Below are 23920 nucleotides of genomic sequence, written 5' to 3'. Positions count from 1 at the left end.
ATCCGCCGGGAGCGGGCCGCAACAGTATATCACGCAGGACGCCGCGAGGCGGTCACGGATCCGCCTCCTCGGCACTGAACCGCACACGGACAACGCGCGGGATGCCGAGTGCGTCCGTCTGGACGCCGAGGCCGGTGTCGCCCCGAATTGCCCCGTAACCGAAATCCACGCCGCGCGGCCACTCAGCCGAAAAGAGGTAGTCCCCATCCACGCCGTACACGTCGGCCCCCTGTTGCTGCGGCTCGTTCGCCAGGTAGCGCTCGAGCCACAGCCGCCCGTCCCGGTCGAACCACAGATCTCGTAGCGGCGGCTTCCGGTCCGGGATGTCGCTGTCAACATAGGGGTAGAACTCTTCGTCGCGGCGGCGTGCCGCGGTGTGCGCGACCGCATTCCGCCGTTCGGCAGCCGTCAGCTGCGGCCCTTGCTCGTCCCGCTCGATGACCGTCACGGGGCGCAGGAGAGAATCGTAGATGTCGACGCGATACGTCGTCGTCACCGCCAGGGCGACCCGGCCGTCGGTCGAGAACGCCATGAGCCGATCGGTTCCGTAAGGGGGAGGGCCGCCCAATCCATACAAGTACCCCAACGCATTCCATTCCTCGGCCTCCGCCAGCTCCGCCCGTGAGAACTTCGGCGACAACCGCCAGCCCATCTCCTCCGGCGTTGGTCGCAGCGCCCACGGGTTGGTCTTCGAGACGGTACTTCCATCGCGCAGCGAAACGCGCCGCCTGCGGAGTCCGTCGCGCCGATCCGGCTCGCCTCCCGACGCGATGAGCATTCCCTCGGGATCGAGGGCCAACAGACCATCGTACAACCAACTCCCGCTCGACCCGACGCGTACCACCTCCAGACCTGCGGATACGTCGTCCTGCGCCGGATCGGCCCGCAGCACCTTGTCCTCAAACGACACGATCCACAGGTGTCCGTCCGGCAGGATGGCCGTGCTGCTTGGGTAGCGTCTGTATTCCAACGGCCCGCCGCCAATCCGACCCAACTGGAAGAGAAACTCACCCGAGGGCCCGTACACACGAACGCCGGCGTGTAGATCGGACACGTAGATTCGACCGCGAGCGTCCAACGCCAAGCCGAGGATCCGCCCGAAGAGATACCGCTCGTCCCCCTCGGTCCGGCCTATCGTCAGGTCGATAGTCCCCCGCACGGCCTGCTGCCCGGGCACTCCCGGGTTCGTTTCGGTACGGTTCGCCGGAATGGCGCCCGCCGCGCCGGAAGAGCCGTACCGTGAGTACTCCCCCAACGCGGCGCCGGAGGCGGTGGAAGGACCCGCGGACTCCAGGAGGATGAACGAGCCGACCAAACGGGTGAATGCGCGGCGGCTCAGTCGCGCACTGTGCGGGTGGCGATCCTCATCTCGAGTCCACTCGGCGGTCCCGCCGAGTCCCCTGAACAGCGCCGAAAACACCGGCTACCGCATGAGGAGCGAGATTTCGCGCAGGACCCAGACGGGCGCCGCGCGCCCGCCGCGGAGGGCGGGGGCGAAGAGCAGTCCGCGGGCCGCCCGCACGGCTGCCGCGTCGAAGGCGCCGTCGCCGGAAGAGACCTGGATCACGGTCGCCTCGACCCTTCCATCGGTCCGCACGAGAAGCCAGACGGAGGTCGTGATGTTCGGGTCGAGCCCCTCGCCGCGGATCACGGGCAGCAGCGTCGTGGCCAGCGCGGCCTCGGCCTCGGTGTCCCACACGAGGCGGGGCGCCTCATCGTGGGCGACGTAGACGGGGCCCGATTCGCGGAGCTGCGCCAACTCCGCGGCGGCCGCGGCCCGGGCTGCCTCGATGCTGGCGATCGAGTCGCGTCGGGCGGCCGCGATCAGGGAGTCGCGCCGGGCCGCCTCCAGCGAGTCCCGGCGCGCGGCTTCCCGCTCCGCGGCGAGGATGGAGTCCCGGCGCGCGGCGGCCCTCGCGATCGAGTCCTGTCGGGCGGCCTCCCGCTGCGCCCTCGCGATCGAATCCTGCCGTGCGGCCTCGCGCTCCGCGGCGAGGATGGAGTCGCGTCGGGCGGCTGCGGCCTGCTCGGCTCTCGCGATCGAGTCCTGTCGCGCGGCCGCCGAGTCGGAGACGACCGCTTCGGGCGGGCGCATCGCGCGCGGGATGGGGAGGAAGCACGACCCGACCGCCAGCGCGGCCAGCGTCACCAGGAGGATCCGTCCCGCGCGCCGCCTCTCCCTCATTGCGGGTGGCCCATGGTGGGCGGTTAGCTCTCTCCGCCTCGCTTGGCGCCTTCCTTGCGCCAGGCGACCGACGCGAGGACGGCGAGTCCTCCCCAGACGAATCCGAGGATGAGGACCATCATGATGATCGTCGTCGTGGTCATGCTCGGGCACCTCCGAATCGGGCGGCGTTCTTCACGGCGGTTCAGCCCGCGGCGGGGCCGTTCAGGCCGAGATCTTCCGCCGCAAGCTGCATGGCGGCGATGACGAAGGCGATGTGCTCGCCCATGTCTTCGCCGAGTTCAGCGCAATTCTCGATCATTTCGTCCCGGCTCACGGCGGCGGCGAACGCCTTGTCCTTCATCTTCTTTCGTACGGAACGGGTCTTCATGCCGGCGAGCCGGGTCGGCCGCACGAGGGCACAGGCGGTGATGAAGCCGGTGAGTTCGTCCACGGCCCGGAGCGTCTTCGACATCAGCGTCGTCGCTTCGACATCCGTGTAGTCCGCGTGGGCCATGATCGTCTCGAGGATGTCCTCGTCCACCCCCTTCTCGCGGAGGATGGCGACCCCGGTCGAGGGATGCTCCGAATCCGCCGCGTGGTCGTGGTTGGGCCAGCGCTCGTAGTCGAAGTCGTGCAGCAGCCCCGTCACGCCCCAGCGGTCCTCGTCCTCGCCGTACTTCCTCGCGTAGGCGCGCATGGCGGCCTCCACCGCCAGCATGTGGCGCCGGAGTCCGGGGCTCTCGGTGTATTCGTGGACGATCGCGAGCGCTTCATCCCGTGTGGGGAGCATCCGTCGTCACTCTCCTTCGGTGGCTTCATCGCTGTTGCCGGCCGCGCTGTCGGTCGCGTCGCCGGTCGCGTCGTGCAGGGCGTCCAGAAAGCGCCGGGGGTCGCTCTGGCTCAGGAGGAGCGAGTACCCGTCGAGCGTGGGAATGTACACCACCCGTCGCCGGTCCGTGAGGTAGAGGAGTGCCTTCTCGCCGCTGCGGAGCCGGAACCATCCCGCGGAGTAGTCCCCGAGCGCCGTCCCCATGGTGCGTCGGCGCGGGACGAGGTCGGGTTCGCCGCGGAGGTCCACGACGCGCGCGTCGTCGAGTTCGAGACGGTCGAGGGGGATGGTTCGCCCCCAGAGGTCTCCCACCAGCTTCAGCCCCGCGGGCGAGACTTCGGCCCGGCTGTTCCGGGTGGACCAGGCCGCCCAGCCCATCATCAGCGTCACGGCGCCGAGCACGACCATCATGATGATGAAGAACCAGAGGATGCCGCGCCCGGAGGCCGGCGGAATCGGGAATACCTGCATCGCTATGTGCCTCGCTCGTTCGAGTCGAGAAGGGCGGCCCGCTTCAGCGCGTCCCGGCCGAACCGGTCCGCCACGGCGTCCATCGTCTTCGCCAGCCGGCGCCGGCTCTCCCCGTCGGAGGTCGCCGGGTCGTCGTCGACGTCATCCAGGAGCCCGAGTTGCGCGCCCTCGGGATGGTCGAAGCCGGAAAGGCTGACCCCGACGAGCCGGACCAGGCGGCGGGGATCGTCGGCCTCCCGGAACAGCTCCCGGGCGACGGGCCAGATGACCTCCGTCATGTCCGCCGGCCGCCCGAGCGTCCGCTGGCGCGTGTGCGTCTCGAAGCCGTCCCAGCGCAGCTTCAACTGCACGGTGCGCCCCGCGATCCCCTTCCTGCGCAGGGACCGCGCGACCGCCTCGCAGAGGGCGAGCAGCGTCCGCTCGACCCGGGCGCGGTCCTCGACGTCCTTCGGGAAGGTCACTTCCTTGCCGAGCGACTTCCGGCCCGGCCGCGGGTCGACTCTCCGCACGTCGAGGCCGTTCGCGAGTTCGTGGAGGCGCCGCCCCAGCTTCCGGCCCAGGGAAGCCTCGAGGAACTCGGGTTCGTTGCGCGCCACATCCCCGATCGTCCGGAGACCGAGCCGGGCCAGGCGGGTCTGCACCTTCGGCCCCGCCCCCCAGAGTCGCGAAACGGAAAGGGGCGCCAGGAACTCCCGTTCGGTGCCGGGCGGCACGACGACGAGCGCGTCCGGCTTCCTGAGGTCGCTCGCCACCTTCGCCACGTACTTGTTCGAGGCGACGCCGACGGAGGCCGTGAGTCGCTCCTCCTCGGCGATCCGCTGCCGGATCCGCGCCGCGATCTCCGGTCCCGTGCCGAACAGCCGCCGGCTCGCCGTCACGTCGAGGAAGGCCTCGTCGAGCGAGAGCGTCTCCACCTGGTCCGTGAAGGAGCGGAAGATGTCGAAGATTCGCCCGGAGATCTCCGCGTAGAAGGCGATGCGCGGTCGCACGTAGGCGCCGTCGGGGCAGCGGCGCCACGCCTGCGAGATCGGCATCGCGGAGTGGATCCCGTAGCGCCGGGCCTCGTAGTTCGCCGTCGAGACGACGCCCCGGCCCCGGCCCTGGCGCGGCGCGGATCCGATGATGACCGGCTTCCCGCGCAGCGACGGGTCCTCGCGGATCTCGACCGCGGCATAGAAGGCATCCATGTCCACGTGGAGGATCGTGCGCGGCCGCGCTTCAGGCTCCGGCATCTCCCCCCACCTCCCGCTCGTCCAGGATCCGGCGGGCGCGCCCCGGGGCGTCGGTCACGAGCCCATCCACGCCCCAGTCCAGGAGGCGCCGCATGTCGTCGGCGGGGTTCACGGTCCAGACGAAGACCCCCATGCCGTCGGCGTGGGCGCGCCGCACGAAGCGCGGCGTCACGATGCGCAGCGCGCCCTGCCGTTCCGGCAGCATGGCGGCCGCGCAACCGGCGGGGGCGAACCGCCGGCCGAGGCCGACCTTGCCGAGAAGGACGTACGTGCGGAGTTCGTCCTGGTAGGCGCAGTGCCAGCGCGCGTGCCGGCTCGCGGGCTCCACTTCCCCGCGCTCGAAGCCGCCGACCAGGATCCGCTCCCGGTCCGCGCGATTCCGGCTCCGCTGCAGCCACGCGCCGAGTTCGTGCCCCGCGGCCGCGGACTTGATCTCCGCCACGACGGGCAGATCCCCCAGCACCTCGAGGACCTCTTCGAGGGTGGGGATGCCGACACCCGTCCCCCGAAACGGAAACGTCTTCCCGTGGTCCGTCGTGAAGCAGTATCCGGCGTCGAAGGCGCGCAACTCGTCGAGCGTCCGCTCCTCCACGGGGCCCGTCCCCTCGGTGAGGCGCTCGAGGCTCGGATCGTGGATGACCATGAGGCGGCCGTCCGCGCTCCGGTGGAGGTCGAGTTCCACCGCGTCGGCCCCCACGCGCACCGCGTGTTCGAAGGACGGGAGCGTGTTCTCGGGCGCGAACGCCGCCGCCCCCCGGTGGCCGATGACGCGCAGCGGAGAGCCGGGGCCGAAGAGATCGTCGGGCAGCACGGGCGGCTCAGGAAGAGATGCGTCGGGCCTGCGCCTGACCGAGCCCGATGGAGAGCGCGATCCACATGCCGGCCAGCGGCGCCGTCGACATGGCCACCCACGCGAGCGTCAGTCCGAGCACCGCGAACAGGCTGTCGATGCCGGCGCCCGCCAAGTCGCCGCCCCGGTACAGGAAGACATCGACGATCGGCTTCCCCTTGTACTTCTCCGCCGGCGGCACGACCGAGAACAGCGTCTCGCGGGAGGGCCGGGACACGGCGTAGCGCGTCGCGCGGTGGACGGCCTGGAAGATCATCATCACGCCGTAGACCGGCCACACCGCCAGCACGACGAACCCGAGCACGGTCACGAGGGGCAGGATGGCCAGCGTCCACCCGACCCCCAGCTTCCGGATCAGGTGCGTCGTGATGAAGATCTGCGTCAGCAGGGTGCCGAACTGCGCCAGCGAGTCAAAGTCGGCGAAGCTTCCCACGCGTTGGCTGAACGTATCCGTGGCCTCGAGGATCACGTTCGCCTGCGTGAAGTAGATCAGCGTGTTCGAGATCGCCATGAACACGACCCAGAGGCCGACGCCGAGCAGGTAGGGCGAGGTGAACACGGCCCGCAGCCCTTCGAGCGCCCCGCCTCCGATCCGCGTGCCCCCATCGCCGCGCCGCCCGCCTTCGGTTCCCGCCGCCTCGCCGTCCGCCGCCGCCGGTCCGCCCGCCGGGCCCGTTCCGAGCCGTGAGAGGTTCGAGGCCCCGGCCCTCCGGTCGAGGATCAGCATGACGGCGATCGCCAGCGCGAAGCAGCCGGCGCCGATGAGCATGAGACCGGCGGGCAGGTACGGACTCTCGGTGAGGCCGCTGACGAGGCTCGCGCCGCGCCCCCCGGCGAGCGCCCCAAGCGTGCCGCCGATCCCGATGAAGGGGAACATTCTCTTCCCCTGGTCGACGTCGAACACATCGACCATGAAGGCCCAGAACACGCTCGTCGAGAAGAGGTTGATGACGCTCAGCCACACGTAGAACGTGTACCCGACACCGCGTGCGAGACCGGTCTCCGCATCGGTGCCGATGAGCCCGCCGCCCGCCCGCACGTCCTGGATAAGGAGCGTCGCGAAACCGATCAGGCAGGCGATGACGAACAGGTACGCGATCGGGATGAAGCGCCGCCGGTTCGTCCGCGCGACGACGCCCCCGAAGACGAGGACCGCGAACAGGGAGCCGAGCGACGTCACGGCGAAGAGCCAGCGCAGTTCGTCCATCCCGCGGGCGACTCCCATCGCCTCCCGCACGGGACGGAGGAAAAAGTAGCCGCAGAGGACGAGGAAGAAGAAGAGCGCGGACATCATCGCGAGACCGAATTCGCCCCGCCTCATGTTGAGGACTCGTCTCGAGAAGTTGAGGATCACTTCCTGCAAGCTGGCCACGTTCGCTCCCGCCGTTAGGTTCCGAGGTTCTCTGAAGAGAATCCCTTTTTCCATCGACCGGCAAGCAGAGCCACAATGAAGCGCCACCCCGGAGCTTCCTCCGCATGACCCCACCCCCGGAGAGCGAGCCGCGCACGATCGTCGCGTGGCTGACAGGCACCCGTCCGGAGGAGGGCCGGCTAGTGCTCCTGTCGGCCCTCTACTTCTTCTTCATCCTCTCCGCGTACTACGTGATCCGGCCCATCCGCGAGGAGATGGCCGTGGCGGGCGGGGTCGAGAACATCCCCTGGCTCTTCACGGGAACGCTGACCGCCATGCTTCTCGTGCACCCGATCTTCGCCGCGGTCGTGTCGCGGTGGACGCGCCGGCGGTTCGTGACCCTCACGTACCGCTTCTTCATGCTGAACCTGCTGGTCTACTTCGTGCTGCTGAGCGTCGTGACCGACGGCGAGGCTTCGGTGTGGGTCGGCAGGACCTTCTTCGTATGGATCAGCGTCTTCAACCTGTTCGTGGTCTCCGTATTCTGGTCGTTCATGACCGACATCTTCCGCGAACGCCAGAGCCGGCGGCTCTTCGGCCTCATCGGCGTCGGCGGAACCGTGGGGGGGATCGTCGGCTCCTCGATCACGGCCTTCCTGGTGGGATTCCTGTCGCCCGCCACGCTGCTCCTGTTCTCCGTGCTGCTGCTCGAGGGCGCGGTGATCTGCCTCAGGGCGCTCGATTCGCGCTGCGCGACCCTCCCGGCGGCGGGCGGAGGCCCGGGCGCCGAGGCGGACGGCGCTTCGGGCGGCGGTCGGGACGGTTCGCGCACGGAAGCGTCGGAGGCGGTGATCGGGGGTTCGGCGCTGGAAGGGATCCGGCGGGTCCTGGCGTCGCCCTATCTGCTCGGGATCGGCGCCTTCATGCTGCTCTTCACGATCGGTTCCACCTTCCTCTACAACATCCAGGCGGACATCGTCGCCCGCACCTTCGCGACGAGCGCGGAACGGACCTCGATCTTCGCGCGGATCGACCTCTCGGTGAACGTGCTCACTCTCTTCACCCAACTCTTTCTGACAGGCCGCATTCTGAAGTGGCTCGGCTTGCGCCTGGCGCTCGGGATATTGCCGGTGCTCAGCATCCTCGGCTTCCTGGCTCTGGGAGCGGCGCCGGTCTTCGCCGTGTTCGTGGTTTTCCAGGTGCTGCGGAGGGCGGGGAACTTCGCGCTTGCGGTGCCGACGCGGGAGGTGCTCTACACCGTCCTCCCGCGCCGGGACAAGTACAAGGCGAAGAACTTCAACGACCTTTTCGTCTACCGGGCGGGCGACCAGATCGGCGTGTGGTCCTTCGCCGGGCTGCGTGCACTCGGGCTTGGAAGCTCCGCGCTTGCGCTGACGATGGTCCCGCTGGCGGGGTTGTGGCTGATGATCGCGCTGTGGCTGGGAAGGCGGCAGGCGGAACTCGCCGCTAGACGGCGCACAGCTCCACGGCCTCGCGCAGCGAGCGCAGGGGGTCGCCGCTCCGCGGAATGAACTCGTGGGCCATGAAGCCCTCGAAACCCGTATCCGCGATCGCCCGCACGATCGGGGGATAGTTCAGTTCCTGCGTGTCGTCGATCTCGGCCCGCCCCGGGACGCCGCCGGTGTGGTAGTGGCCGATCCAGGGGCTCGCATCCGTCAGCGTGCGGATGATGTCCCCTTCCATGATCTGCATGTGGTAGATGTCGTAGAGGATCTTCACGCGGGGCGAGTCGACGGCCCGGATGATCTCGAGCGCGTAGTCCATGCGGTCGCCGATGTAGTCGACGTGTCCGCCGGCTTTCGAGTTGAGGACCTCGACGAGGATCGTGACGCCCTCGGATTCGGCGATGGGAGCGCACGCCTCGAGGCAGCGGATCGAGTTCTCGATGCCGACGCCGTTCTCCATCCCGCGGCGGTTGCCGAAGAAGCAGATGACGTTGGGGACCGAGACACGCGCGGCGTGCGGGATGTGGCGTTCGAAGGCCTCGATGATGCCCGCATGGTTTTCAGTCTCGTTGAGGCCGTCCTCGATCGTCCCGGCGGCCACAGCGCCGCACGAGACGGTGAGGCCGTGGTCGTGCGCGACGGGCCATTCCTCGACCGTGAGCAGGTCCATCGCGGTGAGACCCATGTCGGCCACGCCCTCGCAGAAGGGGACGAGGGGAATCTCCTCGAAGCACCAGCGCGCCACGGACTGCGTGATGGCGTTGGCGGAGCCGCGGGCGCGGGGTCCGTCGCGGCCGGCCGGCCGGGCTCCGCCGGCGAGCGCGGATGCGGGGTTCGCGGCGCCGGAGACGAGGAGACCGAGGGAGGCGGCGCCGGTCGCGCGCAGGGCGTCGCGGCGGGTGACCGGCCTTTCGTTGCCGGGCCCGGACCCGTCAGCCACCGAACGACGCGAGGTGCTCGTAGCTCGCGCGCACCGACCCCATCGGATCGCCGGGCGCGTCGTGCTCGACGAAGTAGTGGATGAGTCCCGCCTCGTCGGAGCGCGCAAAGATCGCCTCGAAGTCGATCTCGCCCGCGCCAACGTCCGCCATCTCGCCGTCCGCGGTCCGGTCCTTCACATGGCAGAGGTCGAAGCGGCCGGGGTAGCGGGAGAAGTAGTCGAACGGGTCGGCGCCGCCGTGCACGAGCCAGTAGAAATCGAGCTCGTAGCAGACGAGTTCGGGGTCCGTGTTCTCGATCATCACGTCGAGGAGACGGAGGCCGTCCACCTCTTCCAGTTCGAAGTCGTGGTTGTGATAGCCGAAGACGAGCCCCGCCTCGCGGCACCGTGCCCCGAGTTCGTTGAATTCGTCCGCGAGCCGCCGGTATCCGTCCACGACGGCCGATCCGGTGGCGCCGTCGCCTCCGGGCCGTTCGGAACCCCCGAGGAAGGGCAAAACGAGATACCTGTGTCCGATCTCGGCCGCCGCGTCGGCGGCCTCATCGAAGCTCGACCGGAGTTCCTCGAGCGACAGGTGAGCGGCGGGGGCCGTGAGGCCTTCGGCTTCCAGCGCGGTCCGGATCTCGGCCGGCGAGCGGTCGAAGTAACCGGCGAACTCCACCTCGCCGTAGCCGATGCGGGCGACGGCGGCGAGCGTCCGTTCGACATCGCGCGCCATCAGCGACCGCACCGTGTAGAGTTGGAGTCCCCACGCCTCGGGGAGCGATCGGGCGTCCGCGGCCGCCGCGCGTCCGGCGTGCGTGAGGAGGAGTCCGGCTCCGAGCGAATTCCGTACGAATCTCCGTCTGTCCATGCGCGCAATATGTCGCGCCCCACGGTCGGCGTCGAACCGCGAGCCGGGAAACGGTCTTCGCGCGGGGGGTGCGTGGGCATATGTTGGCGGAGCGTGGCGGCACCCCCGCCGCTCGCGCGCGTCGATGCCGGCCGGGAGGACCGACTGTGAAACGGCGCAGGGCTCTCGAGATCATCGGTGTGGCCGCGGGCGCGCCGCTGCTGGCGCCGGGGAGCGCGGTGGCGGAGGCGCTGGCGCTCGGGCAGCGCATCCGGTCGGTGGCCGGCCCGGTCGGCGGCGCGCCGCCCGCGACGCTCACGCCCGCGCAGGCGCGGACGGTGACGGCGCTCGCCGAGACCATCATCCCCCGGACGGACACGCCCGGCGCGAGCGAGGCGGGCGTTACCGCATTCGTCGATGCCCTCCTGACCGGTTGGCTCGACGCGCCGGACCGCGACCGTTTCCTCGCCGGCCTGGACGAGGTGGATCCCCTCGCCCGGTCGGCCCACGGCGCCGCCTTCGCCGACTGCACCCCGGACCAGCAGGCCGACCTGGTGGCCCGGCTGGACGAGGACCTCGACCGCCGCCGCCGGGACCCCGCGATCGACGAGACGCAGACCTTCTTCTACGACATGAAGCGCTTCACCCTCGCCGGCTACTTCACATCCCGGCCCGGCCTGCGCTCGCTCGGCTACCGGATCATCCCCGGCGCCTTCGAGGGGTGCGTCCTCCTCGACCAGTACGGGACCGGCGAGGGCCGCCCCGGGGGCCAGCCGTGAGCCGGCGGCAGGAGGTCTGGGACGCGATCGTCGTCGGCTCGGGGATCACCGGCGGCTGGGCCGCGAAGGAACTCACCGAACTCGGCCTCCGCACGCTGGTGCTCGAGGCGGGTCCCATGATCGTCCCCGAACGGGACTACACCGAACACGTGCCCCCCTACCGCATGCCCTACCGCGGCTGGAACGACCGCAAGGCGCTCGCCGCCGAGCAGCCCGTGCAGCGCGAGTGCTACGCCTGCGACGAGATGGGGCGGAAGTTCTTCGTCAACGACATCGAGAACCCGTACACGACGCCCGACGAGAAGCCCTTCCTGTGGATCCGGGGGCGCCAGGTCGGCGGGCGCTCGATCATGTGGGCGCGGCAGTCGTACCGGCTCAGCGACCTGGACTTCGAGGCCAACGCGCGCGACGGGATCGGGGTCGACTGGCCCATCCGCTACTCGGACCTCGCCCCGTGGTACGCGCACGTCGAGGAGTTCGTCGGCATCAGCGGTCAGGCCGAGGGTCTTCCCCAACTGCCGGACGGCGTCCTCCTGCCTCCCATGCAGATGACGTGCGTCGAGAACGCGGTGAAGGAGGCGATCGCGCGCGACTTCGGCGACACCCGGATGATGACGATCGGGCGCACGGCCGTCCTCACCCGCGACCACAAGGGACGGAGCGCCTGCCACTACTGCGGCCCCTGTCACCGCGGCTGCATCACGAAGAGCTACTTCAGTTCGCTCAACGCCACGCTCCCCGCCGCCGAGGCCACCGGCCGGATGACGCTGCGCCCGGACAGCGTCGTGCACAGCGTGATCTGGGACCCGGCCCGCGGCCGCGTCACGGGCGTGCGCGTCATCGACCGTCAGACGGGGGAGGATCTGGAGTTCTTCGGGGAGATCGTCATGCTGGGCGCCTCCGCGCTCGAGTCGACGCGGATTCTCCTCCACTCGACATCCGCCGATTTCCCGGATGGGCTCGCGAACTCGAGCGGGGTTCTGGGGCGCTATCTCATGGATCACACGATGAGCACGGGGGCGAAGGCGAAGTTCCCGGGCTGGGAGAACCACGGCTACACCGGCGAGCGTCCGAACGGGATCTACATCCCGCGCTTCCGGAACGTGACGGAACCCTCGCCCGACTTCATCCGCGGCTACGGCTACCAGGGCTGGTCCACCCGTCAGAGCTGGAGCCGCGGCCTCGACATGCCGGGCTTCGGAGCGGAATACAAGCGGCAGCTCACCGAACCCGGGGTGTGGGAGTTCGAACTGGGCGCCTTCGGGGAGTGTCTCCCGCGCGAGGAGAACTACATCGAACTCGACCCGGAGCGCGTCGACGCGTGGGGAATCCCCGCCCTCCGCATCCACTGCGAGTGGAGCGGCAACGAGCGCCTGATGATGCGGGACAGCGCGGACCGCGCCGCGGAGATGCTGGAAGCCGGGGGCGGCGTCGACATCGAACTGCTCACGGATCTCACGGCGCCGGGCCTCACCATCCACGAGATGGGGACGGCGCGGATGGGTCGGGATCCGGCGACCTCCGTCCTCAACGGCTACAACCAGGCGTGGGACGCGCCGAACCTGTTCGTGATCGACGGCGCGGCGATGCCCTCATCCGCCTGCCAGAACCCCTCTCTCACCTACATGGCCCTCACCGCCCGCGCCTGCCACTACGCGCTCTGGGCGAAGAACCGCGGCGAGTTGTAGCACCCTCGGGCAGGCAGGCCCCGTCCCGGAAACTTGATCGCCGTCAGGGTATGGCCATATCTTCGAGTATGGCCACCACCTCCATAAAATCGACCTATTCGCTGGACGTGGAGTCGGTGCGAACTCTCGAGGCGCTCGCACGTCGCTGGAACATCTCCAAGTCCGAGGTCCTGAGGCGCGCCATCAAGACAGCGGCGGCGGAGGACGCGGCCCGGGAAGAGGGTCCCCTCGGCGCGCTCGACAGACTGCAGACGGTCGTGCGTGAGCGCAGCGTCGATCTCGCGGCATGGGAGCACAACGTGGCGGCGGAACGACGCGCGCAGCGTCGCGACACCACGGCCGGAGGAAGATGATCCACCTGGACACCAGCTTCCTGATCCGCGCGCTCGACGCAGGATCGACACAGGATCGACGACTCAGAGAATGGATCTCCGAAGGTGAGATGCTCGGCATGAGCGCGGTGGCCTGGACCGAGTTTCTCTGCGGCCCGCTACACTCCTCCATGCTCGCCCTGGCGGAGGATCTGATCGGTCCGCGCACCGGATTCTCGGCCGGAGACGCGGCGCTGGCCGCACGCCTGTTCAACGAGTCGGGGCGGCGACGAGGCTCGCTGCTCGACTGCATGAGCGCGGCCTCGGCCCTCGGGGAAGGGGCGCGCATCGCCACGGTGAACGTAAAGGACTTCCGACGCTTCGAAGGCTTCGGACTCCGGCTCGCCTAGTCTGGTGTCGCGGACTGGCGCGCCCCGCGATCAGGCGGAAGCGGCGAGCGCGTCGGCGACCTGTTCCATCTCCGCCATCGTGTTGTACATGTGCGGGCAGAGCCGGATGCCGGGGAACACGCCCCTTCGGAGCGCTCCCGCGACGCCGTGTTCCTCGTAGATCCGGTTGTAGATCTCGGTGTGGTCGTCGACCCCCAGTTCGGCGATGACCACGCCTCCGCCGAGGCCCGGCACGTCCGACGTGTGGAACTTCACGCCGGGGATCCGCTCGCGGATCGCCGCCTTGAGCCCGGCCGCGAGGGCCCGCATGCGCTCCTCGATCGCCGCCGCCCCGATCGCCTCGTGGAACTCCACCGTCGTTCCCACGCCCGCGACGGCCGCGTCGTCCCGCTGTCCGTACGTGCCGAACTTGTCGGCTCCGCCTCCCGCGATCGCGCCTTCCCAGCCCACGCCGACGTCGCTCGGCCACAGCTCCGCGACCCGCTCGGCCCGAACGTAGAGGACTCCGGCTTCCTTGGGTCCGCAGAACCACTTGTGGGCGCTCCCGGTGTACGAGTCGCAGCCCATGGCGTGAAGGTCGACTTCCACCGCGCCGAAGCTCTGCGCCCCGTCCATGTGCACGTAGATGCCGCGGTCGCGCGCGATGCTGCACAGGCGCCGCGCAGGTAGTTCGACCCCGGAGATGTTCGAGATCTGGGTCACGGCGAGCACGCGCGTGCGGTCGGTGAAGGCGCTCACGAACGCGTCGATCAGTTCGTCCTCCGTCTCCGGCACCGGCGGCGTCGCCACGCGGATCACCTTGTAGCCCCAGCGGTCCGCCCGGACGTCCCACGCCACGTTGTTCGTGGGATGGTTCTGGTCCCACAGCACGACCTCGTCTCCCGCGCCCAGCGTGAGACCGTTGATGACGGTGTTGTTGCTCTCGGAGGTGTTGCGGGTGACCACGATCTCCTCGGGCGAAGCGCCGAGCAGCCGAGCGAGCCCTTCCACGGACTTCGCGGCGAGCGCGTTGAACTTGGCCCGGTTGTGGAACGAGGCGTCCTGGTCGATGTCGCGCGTGTGCCCGAACACCGCCTCCTGCACCGGATACGGCGAGGGGCAGAGATTCGCGGCGTTCACCAGGATGAGTCCGGGACGGAGCGGGAACTGGGACTTCACCATCTCCCAGAAGGATTCGTCCTCCGTCCCCAGGAAGTCCCGTCGCGCCGACAGTTCGTCGAGGCTGAGACCGGGCCGGGACGGCGCCCGCGTCCACGCCGGGGTCGCCGCGAGGGCGGCGCCCGCGGCGGCACGCTTGAGGAATCGGCGACGGTCGGGCAGGCGGGTCGCGTCGGTGGGCGTGCGAGTCGTCACGGAAACCTCCCGGCTTGTGGGCCGCCGCATCCCGCGCGGCAGCCGCGGTCGTTCACCGACGCAACATACGCCGCGGAACTTCGGGGGGCATGGGGGCGCGCGCGGCGCGGTGCGGTTCGGGCCTGTGGCGACGGGCGGTCTATGCACGCGGCGACGCGCATCCCATGTTTCGAAAGGCCCCGCGCCCTTCACCCCAGGAGGTACCATGGACACGCGCGCCCCCGCTCCCCTCCGCGCTCCGTTCCGCCATCTCGTCACTCTCGTCGCGCTCTCAGTCGTCTGCGGCCTCACCGCCTCCGCCCCGGCGCTCGTCGCGCAGGAAGCGAACGGCGCCCTCCCGCTCGAATCCTGGCTCGACTGGGAGCGGGTCCAGGATCCGCAGATCTCGCCGGATGGCGACGCCGTGGTCTACGAGCGCCTGTGGGTCGACAAGATGAACGACGCGTGGGAGTCCTCGATCTGGATCGTGAATCCGGACGGCAGCCGTTCCCGCCACCTCGTCGACGGGTCCTCCCCGCGCTGGTCTCCCGATGGCAGCCGGCTCGCATTCCTCGCGCCCGACGACGAGGGGAACACGCAGATCTTCGTGCGGTGGATGGATGCCGAGGGCGCCGTCTCCCAGGTGACGCGGGTCACGGACAGTCCGTCGAACTTCGCCTGGTCTCCCGACGGGACGCGCTTCTCGTTCACGATGCGCGTGGGGGCGGAGGAGCCCACGGCGCGCCACTGGGCCATGTCTCTCCCCAAGCCGGAGGGGGCGACGTGGACGCCGGGCCCCCGGATCATCGAGCGGCTCGTCTACCGGCAGGACCGCGTCGGATTCCTGGGCGACAAGTACCAGCACATCTTCGTCGTCCCCGCCGAGGGCGGCACCGCGCGCCAGCTCACCGAGGGCGACTACAACTTCGGCGTCCCCACGTGGGAGCCCGACGGCCGGTCGCTCCTGTTCAGCGGCCTCATCATCGAGGACGCCGTGTACCGGTGGCAGGAGACCGAGATCTATCGGCTCGACGCGGAGTCCGGCGAGCTGAATCAGGTCACGACGCGCAAGGGTCCGGACAACCGGCCGGTGCCATCGCCGGACGGGCGCATGATCGCCTACGTGGGGCACGACACGACGACGTTCGACTACATCGAGTCCGCCGTCTACGTGATGAACGCGGATGGATCGAACCCGCGCGCCCTGACGGCCGAAATGGACCGCAGTCCCGGGGCGCTGCACTGGGCCCCGGACGGCGCCGGCGTCTACTTCGACGCCGCGGCGGACGGCTATCGCAACATCCACTACGCCTCGGTGGATGGCGACGTGCGGGCGATGACCGAGGGCCCGCAGATGTTCGGCCTCAACGACGTGAGCGACGGCGGCATGGCGGTGGGGATGTGGGGCGACGCGCACGAACCCGGCGACATCCATGTCTTCCCCGTGGACCGGCCCGACGGGCGCACGAGGCTCACGGATGTGAACGCCGATGTGCTGGCGGGCGTGACGCTGGGCGAGGTCGAACAGGTGTGGAGCGAATCATCCCATGACGGACTCCCGATTCACGGCTGGATCATCAAGCCCCCGGACTTCGATCCGTCGCACCAGTATCCGCTCATTCTCGTGATTCACGGCGGCCCGCACGGCATGTACAACGGCGGCTTCAACTTCTCGTGGCAGGAGCACGCCGCGAACGGCTACGTCGTCCTCTACACGAACCCGCGTGGAAGCTCCGGCTACGGGACGGAGTTCGGGAACGCGATCCAGTACGACTATCCGAACCACGACTTCGACGACCTCATGTCGAGCGTGGACGAGGTCATCTCCCGAGGCTACGTGGACGACAGCAACATGTTCGTCTACGGGTGCTCGGGCGGCGGCGTCCTCACATCGTGGGTCGTGGGGCACACGGACCGCTTCCGGGCCGCGTCGGCGAACTGTCCGGTCGTGAACTGGTTCAACTTCCCCAACGAGGTCGACGGCAACTACCTGCGCTGGTACGCGGACTTCCGGGAGTTCCCGTGGGTGGACCCGAGCGAGCACATCCGCCGCTCGCCGATCACCTACGTGGGCAACGTCACGACGCCGACGATGCTGATGACGGGCGTCCTCGACCTGCGGACGCCGATGTCGCAGACGGAGCAGTTCTACCAGGCGCTGAAGGCGCAGAACAAGCCGACGGCGATGGTCCAGTTCCAGGGCGAGTGGCACGGCACATCGCGCCTGCCGTCCAACTTCCTGCGCACGCAACTCATCCTCAGGAAGTGGTTCGAGCGCTGGGGCACGCACGACGACGAGGCCACCGCCGCCACCCAAGCCGGCTCGTAGCCGACGAGCGTCAGGGGAGGAAGGCGGTTTCGGAGAGGATCTCGTCGAGATTGGAGACGAGCAGGTCGGCGTCGGCTTCGGAGAAGACGAGCGGCGGCTTCATCTTGATCACGTTGTGGTCCGGGCCGTCGGTGCTGAGCAGGATGCCGCGGTCGCGCATGCGCTGGACGGCGGCGTCGGCGAGGTCGGCGGCCGGCTCGAGGTCGTCGCCCTCCCGCACGAACTCGATCCCGGTGAACAGGCCGCGGCCCCGCGCGTCGCCCACGGGCCGGTGGCGGTCGCGCAGGTGTTCGAGACCCTTCAGAAGGCGCCTTCCGACGTTCGCCGCGTTCTCCCGTAGGCCCTCCTCCTCGATCACGTCGAGGACGGCGAGGCCGATGGCGCAGGAGACGGGGTTTCCGCCGTAGGTGTTGAAGTACTCCATCCCGTTGGCGAAGGATTCGGCGATCTCGCGCGTCGTGACGACGGCGGCGAGGGGATGGCCGTTCCCGATCGGTTTGCCGAGGGTGACGATGTCGGGGACGACGCCGTGCTCCTCGAAGGCCCAGAAGTGCGACCCCACACGGCCGAAGCCGACCTGCACCTCATCGGCCACGCATACCGCGCCCTGCTCGCGGGCCGCGGCGTAGGAGGCCGCGAGGTATCCGGCCGGGAGCGGGATCTGTCCCCCGCAACTCAGGATCGATTCGTGGAAGAAGGCGGCCGCGCCGGGCGGGCGGTCCTCGAACCACGTGGGCTCCGTCTCGAGCGCCCGCGCCGCCTCGCCGACATGGGCCGCGTAGAGCGGCGCGACCTCATCGTCAGGCCCGCGGTGGATGCCCCGGAACAGGTCCGGCATGGGGGCCATCCGGACCCAGGGACGGAGTCCCTTCCCGCCGGGGCCGTTGAACTTGTAGGGGCTCAGGTTGACGACCGAACTCGAGTTTCCGTGGTAGGCCCCGTCGAGGACGACCGCGCCCACCTTGCCGGTGTGCGTGCGCGCCATGCGCAGGGCGAGTTCGTTGGCCTCCGTGCCGGAGCAGACGAGGAAGCACACGTCGAGCGGGGACGGGAAGAGGGCCGCCAGCCGCTCCGTGTACTCGAGGATGGTCTGGTGCAGGTAACGCGTGTTGGTGTTGAGCGCGACCATCTGACGGCGGGCCGCCTCGTTCACGCGCGGGTGCGAGTGTCCGACGTGGGCGACGTTGTTCACGCAGTCGAGGAAGGGCTGGCCGTCGATGTCGTAGAGCCGTGCGCCCCGCCCCCGGACGATGTGGAGCGGCTGCCGGTAGGAGAGACTCAGGGAGGGCCCCAGCCGGCGGTTCCGATCCTCGACCAGGTTCGCGTGGCTCCGGGGTCGCGGCGCCGTGGCTTCCGCCGGGAGTCGGAGCAGGTGGTTCGGGTCGGGGCTCACCGCCGTCCAGACGCCGCGGGCGCTCGGGGCGCCGACGCCCGGGAAGGTGTCCTCGTAGCCGAGGGCGTCGACGAAGATCTGGAAGTGGAGGTGCGGGGCCCAGTCGCCGTTTTGCGGCGGGGCGCCGATCCAGCCGATCGTGCGGCCGGGTTCCACGACCTCGCCGACGGCGAGTGCCGGGAGAGATTCGGGCGACAGGTGCCCGAACAACGTCCGAAATCGGATCGGTCCGTCGCCGTCGCCGTCGCCGGCCGGGGCCTCCAGTTCGTGCTCGAGGATGATCGTGGGACCGTAGTCCAGGCGGTCGGCGTTGTCGTGCGCAGACACGACGCGACCCCCGAGCGGCGCGAGGACGGGCGTCCCCGGCTCGGCGAACAGGTCGACGCCGAGGTGGACGGTCCGCCACTCGTCCATCTCGTTTCCCGGCGCGCGGAAGGCTTCGCCGGTGTACCACCAGCGCACCTCGTCGTAGCGGCCGATGCCCACCGCCGCGCCCGCGTCCCGCATCTCGTCGAACAGCCGCTGCGAGAACGCGGAGTGATCCGTGGGATCGAACGTCCCGCCGTCATCCCCCGACTCCACGCTCAGGTCGAGCGTGACCGTGGGCGCCGTGCGCGGATCGGGGTCGAGCACCGGCGCGGCGGCCGGGGCCGCGCGCTCCAGCGCCGCGATGAGCCGGGCGGTCGAGGGGCAGGGCGCGTGCCCGCAGGCCTCCCGCAGCCGGTAGCGCCCCAGGTTCGGAGGCGTGGCGTCCAGCCGCTCGAGCAGCTCCCAGGCGGGGGCCTGGCTCACGAGCAGGTACTCGTTGTCCGGCTCCTGCGCGCCCCGGACGGACGAGATCGTCGCGCTGAGGGCGAGCCGCAGCCGCGCCAGTTCGTACACGACGTCCGCCTCGGCCTCCCGGAGTTCGTACTCGGCCGCGTAGCCCCGGGCGACGTCGCAGAAGGCGCCGAGCGGATCGCGCGTGCCGAGGCCGGCGTAGGCGCAGGCGACGGCCAGGTCGGCCACCGTCCAGGAGCGGATCGCGTCTCCGAAGTCCAGCACGCCGACGAGCTTCGGCGCGCCGTCGAGAATCCTCGCGGGATCGACGTGGATGTTGGCCGGGTTCGCGTCGTTGTAGATCGGGCTTTCCCGGAGGTCCGGACGGCGCGGCGCGACGACGTCGGCGTACCGTTCCAGGAGGCGGGAGAGGATCGCCCGGCGCTCCGGATCCCGGATCGCGGCCAGGTTCTCCGCGATGAGCGCCGCGGCGCCCCGCAGGTCCCAGATCATGGGCCGGTCTTCGATCATGGGCCGGTCCTCGATCGCGGCCCGGTCCGCCTCCGGCCCCGAGGTGAGCGAGTCATCCAGGATCCCGATCATGCGCCCGATCTGGCGCCGGAGTTCAGCTCCATGCGGCCGGTATCGGTCGAGGGACACTCCAGGCACAGGATCCAGGAAGCGGACGAGGTGGGCGCGGCCGTCCAGCGTCCGTTCGATCAACGACCCGCCGCCGGGGGTGGCCCGCCAGGTCGGCAGCCGGTAACAGGACTGGGACGCGAGACGATCGAGGATGGCCGCCTCGGCCGCCAGCACCGACCTGCGCTCGAGCGCGTTCGAGACCTTCAGATACCCGTGGACTCCCGACCCCCCCGAAGTCCCGGCCGACGTCCCGCCCGAAGTCCCGGCGCGAATCTCGAACACGCGATCCCGCTCGCTGGCGCACTCGCGGGCCGTTCCGCGCACGCCCCAGAGCTCCCGGACGAGCCCCGCCGCTTCTCCCTCCGAGAGCGAAGGTCTCCCGGCCGCGTATCCGGCGTCGAGCGTTTCCATGATGGGCGAAGCTCCCACCCCGCAAAGGTCCGGTCAACCACCGGATATTGCCGTCCGCGCCGGTCGAAACGAGCTTGCGAGCCCCCGGTCCAATCGCTTCGGCACATGGAGGAGAACGATGTCGCTCCGCTCTGGACTCCTGGCTCTTGCTTCCGTCCTCGCCCCGGGCGTCGCGGGCTCGCCGGCCATCCACGCGCAGGAGCGGGTGTACGCGGTCGCTTCACCGGCTGAACTGGAACTCGAGGTCGGCGCGTCCTTCCAGCTCACCGCGCAGATCCAGGGGACCGCGGAAGAAGGCGCCGCCTCGGAGGTGCGCTGGTTCGCGGCCGACGATGGGGTGACGGTGACGGCCGAGGGGATGGTGACCGCGGTGCGGTCGGGCGAGTCCCGCGTGGCGGCGATGTTCCGCGGCCAGCCGAGTTGGGTCCGGATCGTCGTCCCCCGCCTCGCAGCCGACCGGATCGAGGCCCGCGTCGCCGGCCCCGTCTACGCGGGCGCGACGGCCCCCCTCTATGTCGCCGCCTGGACGGAGATGGGCGGCGCCGTGGAGGACGCCGAGTTCGAATTCGCCTCCGCCGATCCCGCCATCGCGACGGTGGACAACGCGGGGCGCGTCCTCGGCCACGGGCCCGGGCAGACCGTCCTGACCCTCTCCGCCGGAGCCGCCGCGACGGAGGTCGAAGTCACGGTGCGGCCGAACCCGGCCGAGGATTACGAACTGGCGGCTTCCGGGGACGTGAGCGCGCTTTCGACGGGAGATGTCGCGGCGTTCAGGCTGCTCGGCCGCGACGCCGGCGGGGCCGAAGTCGCCCTCGCGCCGCTGTGGAGCGTCACGCCGAGCGGAGCGAGCGTCGAACCCGTCGACGGCCGCGGACTCTTCGTGGCGGAGGAGCCGGGGACCTACCACGTGACCGCGATCGCGGGTCCGGCCATCGCCCGCACGGTCTCCGTGCGCGTCGGCCCCCGCCGCCACACGGCCCGGCTCGAACTCGTGGGAAGCGGGATCACGTCCACGCACCGGGCCGGCGACACCTGGGTGTTCGAGGGCGTGGACGGACGCGACTACGCCTACCTCGGCACCTTCTACCACGACTGGATGAAGGTGTGGGATGTGACGGACCCCGCGCAGCCGGTCCTCACCGACTCCATCCAGCTCGATGCCCGCCGCATCAACGACGTGAAGATCCACCCCGACAACCGCCTCGGGATCGTCACCCGCGAGGGGGCCTCGAGCCGGCGCAACGGGATCGTCCTCCTCGACCTCTCGAATCCCGCCCACCCGGAGATCCTCTCCGAGTACACGGACACGGTGACGGGGGGCGTGCACAACGTGTGGATCCTGGGGGACGAGGATCTCGTCTACGCCTGCCATAACGGCACGAGCGAGATCGTCATCATCGACATCTCCGACCCGGCGAACCCGCGCGAGATCAACCGCTGGGTGCACGACGAGCCGATCCGCAGCCTGCACGACGTCATCGTCCAGGACGGGTACGCGTACGCATCGTTCTGGAACGAGGGCATCTACATCCTCGACGCCGGGGCGGGCACGCACGGGGGCACGGCCCGCGATCCGAAGCTCGTCTCGCGGTGGGTGTCGGGGCAGGGGAACACGCACGTCGCGTGGCGTCACGGAAAATACCTGTTCGTCGCGGCCGAGATCTACCCGTCCGACTGGGATCCGAACGCGCTCGGGCCCATCGAGGCGCGGGGCTTCGTGGAAGTGCTCGACATGACGGAGATGGACGACCCGGTGAAGGTCGCCCACTACACCGTGCCCGAAGCGGGGGCCCACAACCTTTGGAGCGACGACCGCGACCGGCTCTACGTCGGCTACTACCAGGCGGGGCTGCGGGTGCTGGACATCTCGGGCGAACTGCGCGGCGACCTCTACCGCCAGGGCCGCGAAATCGGCGCGATCAAGACATCATCGCCGAGCGCCGCGGTGCCGAACTGGTCGATGACGTGGGGCGCCCAGCTGTTCAAGGGCCGGATCTTCACCTCCGACCTTCACTCCGGGCTGTGGATCGCCCGCCTCGTCGAGGAGGAACTCATCCCATGAGAACGAAAATCGCGTTGGTCGCTGCCGTCCTCGTGTCCGCCGGGTCCGCTTCCGTTATGGAGGTCATGGCCCAGGCGACCCCTGTGCCGGCCGCCGGGCAGAAGGTGGTCCTGGTCACCGGCTCCACCTCCGGCCTCGGCCGGGAACTCGCCCTGCGGCTGGGCGCGCGGGGCGATCACGTCATCGTCCACGGGCGCAACGAGGAGCGAGGAGCGGAGGTGGTGGACGCCATCAACGCGGCGGGGCCGGGGAGCGCCCGCTTCTACCGTGCCGACTTCGCATCGTTCGCGGAGGTCCGCACCTTCGCCGAGACGCTGCTGGCCGACTACGACCGGATGGACATCCTGATCAACAATGCGGGGTTCGGGTCGGCGCCGGACGAGCGGTGGGTCACCGAGGACGGGCACGAGTACCGCTTCCAGGTGAACTACCTCTCCACCTTCCTGCTCACGCACATGCTGATGCCGCGACTTCTCGCGAGCACGCCGTCGCGCATCGTGAACGTGTCGTCCGGCGCGCAGACACCGATCGACTTCGACGACGTGATGATCGAGAACGACTTCAGCGGACGTCGCGCCTACGCCCAGAGCAAGCTTGCCCAGATCATGTTCACGCACGACTTGGCCGAGGACCTGGCCGGGACCGGCATCGTGGTCGGCTCACTCCATCCGGCGACCTACATGCCGACCGGCATGGTGCGGCGGTTGGGCGCGACCCCGCGCGCCACCATCGCCGAGGGCGCCGACGCGACGATGCAGGTCGTCGACTCCGACGACTTCGAGAGCGGGCAGTACTTCAGCGGGCTGAGGCCTGCCGAGGCCAACGCCCAGGCGTACGACGCGGAGGCGCGCGCCCGCCTCCAGGAGCTGAGTCAGGAACTCACCGGCCTCACCTGCCGCATGGGCCGCTGCCGGTTGGAGGACGCCGCCTCGCGGTAGGCCCCGCCGCTCGAACGCAGCGGGGCTTTACCGCGGCCTGCTAGGGCTGCTCCAGGGCTTCGAGCGCGGCCAGGATGTCGGCGTGCTCCGGGCGTACGCGGTAGTCCACCTCGGTGAAGCTCCAGCGCACCGTCCCGTCCATGTCGATGACGTAGGTCGTGGGGTGCGGGATCTGGCGCCCGCGCCCGTCCTCCTCGTTCAGGAGTCCGTAGCGGTTGGTGATCGCGGATCCGTCATCGGACAGGAGCGGGAAGTCGAGGGCGTAGTCGTAGTCCTCGAGGACGCGGTCGACCATGAGTCCGATGTCCTCGGGGCTGTCAGGGGCGATCGCCAGGAGCTGGGTCCGTTCGCGCTGTTCGGGCGTCATGAAGTCTCGCAGCTCTCCGAGCTGCTTTGCGCAGTACGGTCACCAGTGGCCGCGGTAGAAGAAGAGGATGACGTCCTTCTCCCCGCGGTAATCCGAAAGCGTGATCGGCTCGCCCGTGCTCGAAAGGGCGGTGAAGTCGGGCGCGGGGCTGCCCGCGAGCACCCGCTCGAGGTCCGCCGGGGGCAGTTCGTGCCCATCGACGGGCCCGAGCGCCACCTGGGCCGCTTCCTGGGCCGCCGCGGTCGAGGCGTCGGCATCTTCGGTATCTCCCCCGGGTGCGCAGCCGGCCGACCCCGCCGCCACCAGGGCGCCCGCCGCAAACAGCCGGACGTAACGCGCGTCCATCATCCGCATCTGCCTG

The 23920-nt window shown here is 69.8% G+C and carries 21 protein-coding genes; 8 read left to right on the top strand and 13 right to left on the bottom strand.

Features of this window, described 5'->3' with window-relative positions:
• Nucleotides 1-52 precede the first annotated feature (52 nt).
• The 8 genes from ACQY5G_RS02995 to ACQY5G_RS02960 all read right to left on the bottom strand — a co-directional run bounded on the left by ACQY5G_RS02995 (nucleotide 53) and on the right by ACQY5G_RS02960 (nucleotide 6921).
• Entirely contained in the window at nucleotides 53-970 is a 918-nt protein-coding gene (locus tag ACQY5G_RS02995) for a hypothetical protein (RefSeq protein ID WP_428276855.1), read from the bottom strand.
• A gap of 453 nt (nucleotides 971-1423) precedes the next feature.
• Nucleotides 1424-2185, bottom strand: coding sequence for a TonB family protein (locus ACQY5G_RS02990; protein ID WP_428276853.1), 762 nt, complete (start codon nucleotides 2183-2185; stop codon nucleotides 1424-1426).
• A 23-nt stretch (nucleotides 2186-2208) separates the two neighbouring features.
• Entirely contained in the window at nucleotides 2209-2328 is a 120-nt protein-coding gene (locus ACQY5G_RS02985; RefSeq protein WP_428276851.1) for a methionine/alanine import family NSS transporter small subunit, read from the bottom strand.
• 41 nt (nucleotides 2329-2369) lie between these two features.
• On the bottom strand, nucleotides 2370-2957 hold the full coding sequence (locus tag ACQY5G_RS02980) for an HDIG domain-containing metalloprotein (protein ID WP_428276849.1): 588 nt from the start codon (nucleotides 2955-2957) through the stop codon (nucleotides 2370-2372).
• A 6-nt stretch (nucleotides 2958-2963) separates the two neighbouring features.
• Nucleotides 2964-3467 carry a PH domain-containing protein gene (locus tag ACQY5G_RS02975; protein ID WP_428276847.1) on the bottom strand — a complete coding sequence of 168 codons (504 nt, stop codon included), beginning with the start codon at nucleotides 3465-3467 and terminating at the stop codon, nucleotides 2964-2966.
• A gap of 2 nt (nucleotides 3468-3469) precedes the next feature.
• Complete coding sequence (gene dinB / locus ACQY5G_RS02970) at nucleotides 3470-4699, bottom strand: DNA polymerase IV (protein WP_428276844.1); 1230 nt, start codon at nucleotides 4697-4699, stop codon at nucleotides 3470-3472.
• The gene (locus ACQY5G_RS02965; protein WP_428276842.1) at nucleotides 4686-5510 is read right to left on the bottom strand and encodes a glycerophosphodiester phosphodiesterase; all 825 of its coding nucleotides are present in this window, start codon (nucleotides 5508-5510) and stop codon (nucleotides 4686-4688) included. The genes dinB and ACQY5G_RS02965 overlap by 14 nt, the downstream gene beginning before the upstream one ends.
• 7 nt (nucleotides 5511-5517) lie before the next feature.
• A complete protein-coding gene (locus tag ACQY5G_RS02960) occupies nucleotides 5518-6921 on the bottom strand; it encodes an NTP/NDP exchange transporter (RefSeq protein ID WP_428276840.1) in 1404 nt (467 codons plus the stop codon).
• 104 nt (nucleotides 6922-7025) lie between these two features.
• Here ACQY5G_RS02960 and ACQY5G_RS02955 point away from each other — a divergent pair, with 104 nt between their 5' ends.
• Entirely contained in the window at nucleotides 7026-8432 is a 1407-nt protein-coding gene (locus tag ACQY5G_RS02955) for an NTP/NDP exchange transporter (protein ID WP_428276838.1), read from the top strand.
• Here ACQY5G_RS02955 and ACQY5G_RS02950 read toward each other — a convergent pair.
• Both ACQY5G_RS02950 and ACQY5G_RS02945 read right to left on the bottom strand, forming a co-directional pair.
• A complete protein-coding gene (locus tag ACQY5G_RS02950; protein ID WP_428276836.1) occupies nucleotides 8368-9306 on the bottom strand; it encodes a hydroxypyruvate isomerase family protein in 939 nt (312 codons plus the stop codon). The genes ACQY5G_RS02955 and ACQY5G_RS02950 overlap by 65 nt on opposite strands.
• Nucleotides 9299-10159, bottom strand: coding sequence for a sugar phosphate isomerase/epimerase family protein (locus ACQY5G_RS02945; protein ID WP_428276834.1), 861 nt, complete (start codon nucleotides 10157-10159; stop codon nucleotides 9299-9301). The genes ACQY5G_RS02950 and ACQY5G_RS02945 overlap by 8 nt, the downstream gene beginning before the upstream one ends.
• Nucleotides 10160-10305: 146 nt before the next feature.
• Between ACQY5G_RS02945 and ACQY5G_RS02940 the strand changes: the two genes are divergently transcribed.
• The 4 genes from ACQY5G_RS02940 to ACQY5G_RS02925 all read left to right on the top strand — a co-directional run bounded on the left by ACQY5G_RS02940 (nucleotide 10306) and on the right by ACQY5G_RS02925 (nucleotide 13326).
• Complete coding sequence (locus ACQY5G_RS02940; protein ID WP_428276832.1) at nucleotides 10306-10917, top strand: gluconate 2-dehydrogenase subunit 3 family protein; 612 nt, start codon at nucleotides 10306-10308, stop codon at nucleotides 10915-10917.
• Nucleotides 10914-12605, top strand: a complete 1692-nt coding sequence (locus ACQY5G_RS02935) for a GMC oxidoreductase (RefSeq protein ID WP_428276830.1) — start codon at nucleotides 10914-10916, stop codon at nucleotides 12603-12605. Before ACQY5G_RS02940 ends, ACQY5G_RS02935 begins: the two co-directional genes overlap by 4 nt.
• A 68-nt stretch (nucleotides 12606-12673) precedes the next feature.
• Nucleotides 12674-12958, top strand: a complete 285-nt coding sequence (locus tag ACQY5G_RS02930; protein WP_428276828.1) for a ribbon-helix-helix protein, CopG family — start codon at nucleotides 12674-12676, stop codon at nucleotides 12956-12958.
• The gene (locus tag ACQY5G_RS02925) at nucleotides 12955-13326 is read left to right on the top strand and encodes a type II toxin-antitoxin system VapC family toxin (protein WP_428276826.1); all 372 of its coding nucleotides are present in this window, start codon (nucleotides 12955-12957) and stop codon (nucleotides 13324-13326) included. Before ACQY5G_RS02930 ends, ACQY5G_RS02925 begins: the two co-directional genes overlap by 4 nt.
• 30 nt (nucleotides 13327-13356) lie before the next feature.
• On the opposite strand, the gene ACQY5G_RS02920 is transcribed toward ACQY5G_RS02925, so the two are convergent.
• On the bottom strand, nucleotides 13357-14679 hold the full coding sequence (locus ACQY5G_RS02920; protein WP_428276823.1) for an aminotransferase class V-fold PLP-dependent enzyme: 1323 nt from the start codon (nucleotides 14677-14679) through the stop codon (nucleotides 13357-13359).
• Between the two features lie 205 nt (nucleotides 14680-14884).
• Between ACQY5G_RS02920 and ACQY5G_RS02915 the strand changes: the two genes are divergently transcribed.
• Nucleotides 14885-16987, top strand: a complete 2103-nt coding sequence (locus ACQY5G_RS02915) for a S9 family peptidase (protein WP_428276822.1) — start codon at nucleotides 14885-14887, stop codon at nucleotides 16985-16987.
• 10 nt (nucleotides 16988-16997) lie between these two features.
• Here the strand turns inward: ACQY5G_RS02915 and ACQY5G_RS02910 are convergent, their stop codons facing one another.
• A complete protein-coding gene (locus ACQY5G_RS02910) occupies nucleotides 16998-20192 on the bottom strand; it encodes an aminotransferase class III-fold pyridoxal phosphate-dependent enzyme (RefSeq protein ID WP_428276820.1) in 3195 nt (1064 codons plus the stop codon).
• Between the two features lie 118 nt (nucleotides 20193-20310).
• On the opposite strand from ACQY5G_RS02910, the gene ACQY5G_RS02905 reads away from it, so the two are divergent.
• Together ACQY5G_RS02905 and ACQY5G_RS02900 are read left to right on the top strand one after the other, a co-directional pair.
• The gene (locus ACQY5G_RS02905; RefSeq protein ID WP_428276818.1) at nucleotides 20311-22254 is read left to right on the top strand and encodes a hypothetical protein; all 1944 of its coding nucleotides are present in this window, start codon (nucleotides 20311-20313) and stop codon (nucleotides 22252-22254) included.
• Nucleotides 22251-23192 carry an SDR family oxidoreductase gene (locus ACQY5G_RS02900; protein ID WP_428276816.1) on the top strand — a complete coding sequence of 314 codons (942 nt, stop codon included), beginning with the start codon at nucleotides 22251-22253 and terminating at the stop codon, nucleotides 23190-23192. Before ACQY5G_RS02905 ends, ACQY5G_RS02900 begins: the two co-directional genes overlap by 4 nt.
• 40 nt (nucleotides 23193-23232) lie before the next feature.
• Here the strand turns inward: ACQY5G_RS02900 and ACQY5G_RS02895 are convergent, their stop codons facing one another.
• Nucleotides 23233-23904 (bottom strand): peroxiredoxin family protein, encoded by a 672-nt coding sequence (locus tag ACQY5G_RS02895; protein ID WP_428278635.1) that lies wholly within the window; start codon nucleotides 23902-23904, stop codon nucleotides 23233-23235.
• Between the last annotated feature and the right edge of the window lie 16 nt (nucleotides 23905-23920).

Origin of the sequence: Candidatus Palauibacter sp., from assembly GCF_965261555.1 — a bacterium.
Lineage (GTDB): Bacteria > Gemmatimonadota > Gemmatimonadetes > Palauibacterales > Palauibacteraceae > Palauibacter.
Note: the sequence above shows the minus strand (reverse complement) of the source record. Positions and strands in the feature narration are given on the sequence as shown.